Genomic DNA, 8,069 nt, shown 5'->3' with positions numbered 1-8,069 from the left:
CGGTCGATGATGTTCTACGCCTTGCGTCCTAACCGCCTTGGCGGTTGCTATAATTAGCGGTTGAAAAGCCGCCTGTGCGGGTTTTTAATTAGTCTGCGCAGGCAGACTTGGGAAAGTGTAGCTGCGATTTCCAATCGCCCAGGCTGATTGGAAGGCGTGCAAGTTATGAGTTTAAGAAGCCTCAACGCTATCGATACCAGCGAAATTGACTACTGTTAGATTTATAGTGTGGGCAGGGTGAATCATTTGGAGATAAATATTGTCGTTTTTTGATTAATCATATCGCCCAAATGCTTCACCCCTACAAATTATTGTTTTTTACCATAGACTTGGTTTTGATTCTGTCTATTGTAACTTCTGTAGGGGTGAAGCATTCGGGCGATAACTTATGAAAAAAAAGCCTGAAACTCAATTGCTGTAAAGCTTTCACGATTTGCGCGAACCTCATAACAGATGTAAATCCTTCAAACCCTTGCCAGATAATGAATACAGCCGCAAATTTCCACCCTTCCCAAAAAACACCTACAGGTTGGCGCAAAATCCCACCCCTAACTCATGCTCCACGCGATGGGCAAACTGGGAATAGAAGGTTGGTAAGTACCATCACCACCAGGGAGAGTTTCCCGATCCAACACCTCCACCACCTGATTATATAAGTCTTCCGCCTCTTGGTGGGAATCGCCAATACAGGTTAACCCCAGTTTACCAAACTCCGAGAGCGCCCCCATCAGGTGAAAGACAATCCCGGTTTTGGTGCTGCTATCAAAATGGAGCCGATGGTAAGTAATAATATCCATTAAATCGTTAGGAATCAAGCCTTGATATTGGGGTTTTTGTAAATTGTCTGTTGCCAAATAATACTTATGAGAACCAGGTTCGCTATCATATAATCCTGTTGATAAATTATAGCAGCCATTAGTTAAATATCTCAGGGACATAAATGGATGAGTCGTCCCTCCTTTGCGCAAATTAATTTCAATAGCTTGCAAATCCCATTTATCAGATCGACGTACCGCCACGAAATCCACACCATAGCGTTCCATCGCCCCTTTCTCTGCTAAAATCTTACCTACTTTTAACCCTAATTCCTGCAATTCTAACCGATAGCCATCATCAGCCGGAAACCGACAACCAAGATAAATTTGCCCATCGGGACCGCCTAAAATTTGGTCGTGAGTTGAGAGAATTTCTACTTCGCTGTATGGTGTAATATATCCTTGGACGCTGGGCGAGCGCTTTTCCTCTCCTTCAATAAAGGCTTCCACAATTACCCCCAATTCAGGAATGCGACTAGAAAAATTTGACCAAGTTTCATTAGCCCCTTGAAAGCGTAAATATGCCATCGCATCGCTCAATCTGGAAACCCGTTGCTGATGAGAACTATTTCCCGGTGCTACATCAGTCATATTAGACAATTCCAAAATAGCATTTCCCTCACCAGAAAACCCTTCATTGAGTTTAATTACCATCCGTTTTAACTGCGGTTGGCGTTCCCACAATTCTGCCGCTGCTCCTGCTAAATCCTCAGTATTCCATACCAAATTACTCCCATCGGGATAGGGTATACCGCTCATTTGAAATATTTCCCGACTCCCACTTTTTGTCCCCCAATATAGTAAATCTGGATCGGCTGCCAGTAAAGGAATACCTAATTTTACTGATAATTCACGTTCCCAATTAGTGGCATTAAAACACACCATATAGGATTTTTCAGGACGCAAAGATTGCCTAATTCGCTCCATTAAACGAGGACGCTCTAAAATCTTTTGACTAAGGCATTTGAGGGAAGCATCGTAAGTAGAAAGGATCAAAAGGCGATCGCGGGCGTGGGAAAAGGGAATTCCTGGTAATAATTGTAAATAATAATCAATAATTATTGGTGATAAAGGAGTTGCGGTAACGTAAATTAACCGAGTGCGAGGATTGCGTAAACGAATTAAGGAAAATAATAATCTTTCCTCGTAATGGAGAAACCCTTGTACCTTCCGTAACTCCCGCTGATCCAGGGTTAGGGAGGGTATAACTAAGATATCGCGATCGTCGAGATCTACTAGATTAATCCCACGCCAGCGATCGCGCAATCGATCCTGAAGTTTCCGAAATGCTGCTCCATATTCTGAGGAAGACTGATTCACTGCGCTTATTACCCCCGATCCGTTTGAATCTTGATACAAACTATCTATATTATATTATCTGTTACCATTACTTTAATATATAATTATATTATCAAACTAATTCACCCAAAATAGGGAGAATTTTTTATGTTAGCAAATGTGACAGAAGCTAGCCTATTACACGATGAAAAAGTTGTGGAATGGGAACCGGAGATGCCACCGACAGACTTGATTTTTGACGATGGAGAAACCTTGGAAACTAACCGTCATCGCCTGGGTATGAATACCCTAATTCGGTCCTTGCAAGAAGCTTGGCGGGATCGCAATGATTTCTTCACAGGTGGTAATATGTTCGTTTACTATAGTACCGAACAATTACGAAACCGAGATTTTCGCGGATCTGATTTTTTTACTGTTTTGGATATTGATGGTAGCTATCCCCGCCAAGGTTGGGTAGTCTGGTTAGAAGGTGGTCGTTATCCAAACGTAATTGTGGAAATGATTTCATCTTCTACAGCCGCAATAGATACGGGAATTAAGAAAGACATTTACGAGAAGGTTTTCCGCACGCCAGATTATTTTGTCTTCAATCCTTTTAATCCTAATTCTTTACAAGGATGGCATTTAGACGGATCTCAAAAATATCAATCTTTGGTGGTAAACAATCGAGGTTGGTTATGGTGCGAAACTTTAGGCTTTTGGTTGGGTACTTGGGAGGGTACAATCGATCGAGAAACAGCAGTATGGTTGCGATTTTACGATCGCTCCGGCAATCTGGTATTGTTGCCAGAAGAGGCTGCACAACTACGTGCCCAAGAGGAATCTCAACGTGCCCAAGAGGAATCCCAACGTGCTGAAAGATTAGCGGCGAGGTTAAGAGAATTGGGAGAAGATCCCGATAATTTGTAATAACCTAACCCCCCAGCCCCCTTCCCTAATAGGGAAGGGGGAGAATTAAGAGTCAATGGCGATTAGCAATTAGCGATTAGTGATTAGCAATTAGCCATTAGCCATTAGCTTTCTATCAATTTAGTCACACCAGCAGTTAAGACTTCACATCCAGATTCGGTAACTAAAACATCATCCTCAATCCGAATTCCAATCCCGCGCCACCTGTCAGGAATTTCTGGTTGTCCTTCCACTGGTTTAGTTTCTGGACTAATATAAAGTCCGGGTTCGACTGTCAAAACTTGATTGGGTTGTAAAGTCTGCCAAATTTCTGCTCCATGCCTGTAAATACCAGCATCGTGAACATCTAATCCTAACCAATGTCCGGTACGGTGCATGTAGAATGGTTTGTATTTCTCTTCTTTGATAATCTCCTCAATATCCCCAGCCAATAGTCCCAAATTCATCAATCCTTCTACTAATACTCGCACCGCAGTATCATGAATTTGATTGTAAGTATTGCCAGGTTTCACTTGAGCAATTGCAGCTAACTGGGCTTTCAATACTAATTCGTACAAAATCTTTTGTTCTGGCTTAAATTTACCGCTAATGGGAAAAGTACGAGTAATATCAGCATTGTAATATCCGTAAGAACAACCCGCATCAATTAGGAGTAAATCTCCATCCTCCATTTGTCGATTATTTTCCACATAATGGAGGATACAACTATTACCACCAGATGCTACAATAGATGGATAAGCTGGTCCTAATCCACCCCTGATTCGGAAGATATGTTCTAATTCCGCTTGGACTTCGTACTCGTAACGTCCCGGTTTAGCAAACTCTCGAACATGGTTATGGGCATCCACAGAAATAGCCACTGCTTGGCGCATCATTGCCAATTCTGCGGGACTTTTAATCATCCGCATGGCTTGCATAATCCGATTAGTAGATTCTAGCGCCATTGGTCCAGTGCCCCGCTTGTGAAAGGTTGCCATCAAGCGCTGCCAATGGGAAATGATGGTATTGTTAAAATTGCGATCGCGTCCTACATGATAATAAATCCGATCCGCCTTTTCCAAATACTTGGGTAGCTTCTCCTCCAATTCATTAATCGGGAAAACCTCATCAGCACCATATTTTTCCTTTGCCACTTCCACACCCGTGCGATAACCAGTCCAAACTTCTTTTTCCCAGTCTTTAGGTTGGACAAATAGCACAAATTTGTGTTCCGCGTGATGAGGCGCAATGACTGCTACGGCTTCCGCTTCGTTAAATCCAGTCAGATAGAAAAAATCGCTATCTTGGCGAAAATTATACTCGACATCATGGTGCATTACGGCAGGGAGGGCACTGCGAAATATCGCTGTACCGTTGCCAATTTTGCTCATTAATTGTTCGCGTCTTGCTTTGTACTCGGTTGGTAGAATCATACAGTGTTTAAGATATCGACTATTTGTTCAAAAAACTTTCTCAGGAAAAATGATTATTTTCGGCTAACCTTCTTCCACACCTGCTTCTGCTGTTTGTCTCATCGCCAGAAAAGCCTCTTTAACTGGCTGACTGACAGCACTTTGAGGCTCGGCTAAAATCAAGGCTTGATAGGTTTCCAGAAAACTACTTCTCAATCGGTGAAATAGGTGTAAAAAATGCCGAAGGAAACCAATGCAGTCTAGAATAACCAATTCGATGCCTCCAGTTTCATGATATAAAGATATCGCATATTTTTGCACTTCTTCATCGATTACGTCGGTGGTAATAAAAATGTAATTATTAACCAGACTGCCACTATTAGCTAACTTTTGTAATGCCCTATCTATGTCATCCTTGGTGACTCGCTTACTTTTCATTTCATAACTGGTCAAAACTTGATTATCTCCTAAAATAGTAATTTCCACATCGCCTATCGCACCTGTTTGTCTGTCAGCCGCATTATGAGATTGTAGCTTTAAAACTTTCTCTCTGAGATACTCTTGGGCAGCTTGATAGGCAGCAGCTACGAGTAAAACAGGAAGACGGCTAGTTCCCTTGAGGCTCAAGTGCTTTTCGATTAAGTTAACTATATCTTCTGACGAGAGAGGTAGAGCATCCTCTGTAGTTTTTAGCTCCTTAACCAAAGCCTCAATACGTTGCTGTCTTTGATTCCTATCAGTTATGAGCAAACGTATAGTTTCAGCTAAAATAGCTTCGGCTGATACTTTATTATTGGCAACATCATCAAGTAAATTGAGAACTGATTCATATAGCTGAGGTGGTTTACCTAAAAGATTAAGATCTTTTATGAGCATTACATTTCGATTTCGCAGTGCAGGTGTCAGAAAAGCCGTGGTGCTGTTACAGGGTAAATTATGTTCGTTAATAAAAGCTGCTATGTAACGCTCGTCATAAGTTCTGCCGGAAAAAGCGTCAGGAGTACCAATTTCAGTGTATGGTTTTCTCACATCTAGCTCTGGTCGATGAATTTTTGCCACCAAACAAGCCATTAGTAATCGTACCCCTGCCCGATTTTTTAGATTACGAGCAACATAATCAACACGATTTCTCATTTCTTCATCAGCAACTAATGACTGTCCCAAGTTACTGAGAGCGCGTCGAAAAGCGGCATTGAGGATTTCTCTTGGTTCTCCCATTTCTTTGTCTCCTGCGGAAGGTTATAATTAATCCAAAGTACCTCCGTTCGAGGTTGTTTGACTGAAAAGCACCGTTTAGGATTGCTCTCAATATAATTCCAATCTTTATATAGTGTATCTAGCAATTCACAATGGTAACCTGACAGAGCAACTTTACCTTTAACATTGCCAAGTACTTCAGCTAATTCTTGATGCTCTCTATCAGTCATCTCATATCCATAAGCGTTAGAATCTCCCCGTGATTCATGAGGATAAGGAGGATCGCAATAGAAAAAAGTTTCCTCACTATCGTATCTTTGAATAACTTCAATTGCTGGTGCATTTTCGATTTGAACCCGCAAAAGCCTTTGCACAATTTCAGATAATCCCTCAACACTTCCTAACCAGCGAGAAACTGCTCCCGCCATTCCGGCGCGGCTAGTTAATTTGCAATGCGCCCATCTTCCAGCAGTTGCTGTTTGGGCTAAACCTGTTCTAACTTGGCGGGCACGAACAAAAAAGCGACGCGCTCTCTCTAATTCAGATAAATTTGTAATTGATTCTTCTACTGCAATTCTCAATTCTTCCCTAGAAAATGGAGTTAGCCCGATGGCTTTAATAAGTTCATCCGGATTATTTCTGAGAACTCGAAAAAAGTTAACAACTTCTCCATCAATGTCATTATAAGTTTCCACAGGAGACGGCTTTTTATTAATTAAAACAGCCGCAGAGCCGCCAAAAGGTTCACAGTAGTGAGTTGATTCTGGCAGTAGAGGTAGAAGCCAATTTAAGTGGTTAAATTTTCCCCCATACCATCCAAAAGCGATTAGTTTGGTCATTGACTTGATTGGTTGAGTTAATTCCGGTGATTATTATCGTAACGAATTCTCGCACCAGCCCACTGAAGCTTTTCTCGCAGCGTCTGGTAATAGGAATTATTTTCACGCAAAATAATAAACTTAGCATGACAATCTGCCATCCGAACATCTACCCGCTGTCCAGGCCAAATTGCCGTCCCTAAAACTCCATCCATCCACAATTTTGTATTAAGTTCATAATCCCCTAAAGGCCAAATACTAACAACTGAACCTGAAGGTAAAACCAGGGATCTACTTGACAAACTTAATGGACAAATTGGCGTGACAACTATCGCCTCCATTCCATCATGTAAAATAGGACCATTAGCAGATAAAGTGTAGCAAGTAGAACCAGTGGGCGTGGCGACAATTAAACCGTCTCCCTGATATTGATCTACTATTTCTCCATCTATTTCCATTTCCAGAATTGAGGTAATCATCCGATCCGCAGAGGCAGGTTTCACGCAAATTTCATTTAAGGCTAAATAGCAATCGCTAACTGGCTCTACATTAATCCGATCCCCTTCAAATACTGATGCTTGTACCATCATGCGTCGCTGGATAGCATAGCGATCTTCTAACAATCTATCCCAAATTTCTTCTGTATCTTTGAATTCATCAAAAGGTTCCGTCAGAAACCCCAGATGTCCTCCCACATTCACTGATAAAATGGGAATTCCTTCAGGGGCTAAATGTCTTGCTGCTGCTAATGCGCCACCATCCCCTCCTAATACTACTGCTAAATCGATATTTTGCATTCCAGATGCTAAAAAGACGGGGTATGGATTATCTTTTGCACCACTGGGTCCCAGCAAAACCCGGCAATTGCGTTTTTCCAATTGTCGGGCGCATTTTTCTGCCCACATTTTGCTGTAGGGATCTCTGGCTTTATGAACGATAATAACTTGGTTTAGTTGCACTGTTAATTGGTTATTGGTTATTGGTTGTTGGTTATTTGTTATTGGTTATTGGTTGTTGGTTATTTGTTATTGGTTGTTGGTTTTTAGTTATTGGTTTTTAGTTATTGGTTATTGGTTTAAGAGTAAACAACAAACAACAAACAACAAACAACAAACAACAAACAACAAACAACAAACTATTGAAATTCAGCCAATCCTAAATAGTGAATACCCTCCGGCGTAATATCAAAACGACAGGGTAATACTTCCACACCAGCAGTAACAGCCTCTCGCAAGAGTTGAGCGTAAACTGGATCTGTAGAATCGCCTGGAGCAAAACGATCGCAATCTCCACGATTAATAAAATAAAGCATAACAGATCTTGCTTGAGGAACCAATTCTTGCAATTCTCGCAAATGCTTTTGTCCGCGAGTGGTTACCGTATCAGGAAATAAAGCTAATTTTCCATCACACCAAGTAACGTTTTTAACTTCCAAATATATGGGGAGTTGTGACTCATCCCCAGTTAAGAGGAAATCTATTCTACTTTTGCGATCGCGTCCATAAATCACTTCTGTGCTAATTTTATTATAGCTAGTCGCCAACTCACTAATTAGCCTTTGTTCTAAAACTAATTTCATCACCCGATTAGGGAAATTCGTATTAATCCCAACCCAAGTACCTCGATTTTCCGGAATATTC

7 protein-coding genes are annotated in these 8,069 nt (G+C 41.4%); 1 reads left to right on the top strand and 6 read right to left on the bottom strand.

The genetic code is table 11. The features are described 5' to 3' along the window. Nucleotides 1-548: 548 nt before the first annotated feature. The gene (locus NJ959_RS21755; protein ID WP_254013840.1) at nucleotides 549-2,144 is read right to left on the bottom strand and encodes a peptide ligase PGM1-related protein; all 1,596 of its coding nucleotides are present in this window, start codon (nucleotides 2,142-2,144) and stop codon (nucleotides 549-551) included. Between the two features lie 117 nt (nucleotides 2,145-2,261). On the opposite strand from NJ959_RS21755, the gene NJ959_RS21750 reads away from it, so the two are divergent. After that, complete coding sequence (locus NJ959_RS21750; protein ID WP_254013838.1) at nucleotides 2,262-3,023, top strand: Uma2 family endonuclease; 762 nt, start codon at nucleotides 2,262-2,264, stop codon at nucleotides 3,021-3,023. Between the two features lie 104 nt (nucleotides 3,024-3,127). Here the strand turns inward: NJ959_RS21750 and NJ959_RS21745 are convergent, their stop codons facing one another. The 5 genes from NJ959_RS21745 to sfsA form a co-directional block, all read right to left on the bottom strand. Then, entirely contained in the window at nucleotides 3,128-4,435 is a 1,308-nt protein-coding gene (locus tag NJ959_RS21745) for an aminopeptidase P N-terminal domain-containing protein (RefSeq protein WP_254013837.1), read from the bottom strand. A gap of 63 nt (nucleotides 4,436-4,498) precedes the next feature. Next, nucleotides 4,499-5,632, bottom strand: a complete 1,134-nt coding sequence (locus NJ959_RS21740; protein ID WP_254013836.1) for a restriction endonuclease, SacI family — start codon at nucleotides 5,630-5,632, stop codon at nucleotides 4,499-4,501. Then, nucleotides 5,563-6,450, bottom strand: coding sequence for a DNA adenine methylase (locus NJ959_RS21735; protein ID WP_254013835.1), 888 nt, complete (start codon nucleotides 6,448-6,450; stop codon nucleotides 5,563-5,565). The genes NJ959_RS21740 and NJ959_RS21735 overlap by 70 nt, the downstream gene beginning before the upstream one ends. A gap of 17 nt (nucleotides 6,451-6,467) precedes the next feature. After that, entirely contained in the window at nucleotides 6,468-7,388 is a 921-nt protein-coding gene (locus tag NJ959_RS21730) for an NAD(+) kinase (RefSeq protein ID WP_254013834.1), read from the bottom strand. Nucleotides 7,389-7,564: 176 nt separating this feature from the next. Beyond that, on the bottom strand, nucleotides 7,565-8,069 hold a 505-nt coding region (gene sfsA / locus NJ959_RS21720), incomplete at its 5' end, for a DNA/RNA nuclease SfsA (protein ID WP_254013833.1).

Origin of the sequence: Limnofasciculus baicalensis BBK-W-15 (assembly GCF_024178385.1) — a bacterium.
Classification (GTDB): Bacteria; Cyanobacteriota; Cyanobacteriia; order Cyanobacteriales; family Coleofasciculaceae; genus Limnofasciculus; species Limnofasciculus baicalensis.
The sequence above is the reverse complement of the archived record's forward strand: the minus strand, read 5'-3'. Positions and strand labels throughout refer to the sequence as shown.

What these genes read in the sequence shown, in the direction of transcription:
- NJ959_RS21750 (WP_254013838.1), top strand. Translation starts at nt 2,262, where the DNA reads ATGTTAGCAAATGTGACAGAAGCTAGCCTATTACACGATGAAAAAGTT.
- NJ959_RS21745 (WP_254013837.1), bottom strand. Translation starts at nt 4,435, where the DNA reads ATGATTCTACCAACCGAGTACAAAGCAAGACGCGAACAATTAATGAGC.
- NJ959_RS21740 (WP_254013836.1), bottom strand. Translation starts at nt 5,632, where the DNA reads ATGGGAGAACCAAGAGAAATCCTCAATGCCGCTTTTCGACGCGCTCTC.
- NJ959_RS21735 (WP_254013835.1), bottom strand. Translation starts at nt 6,450, where the DNA reads ATGACCAAACTAATCGCTTTTGGATGGTATGGGGGAAAATTTAACCAC.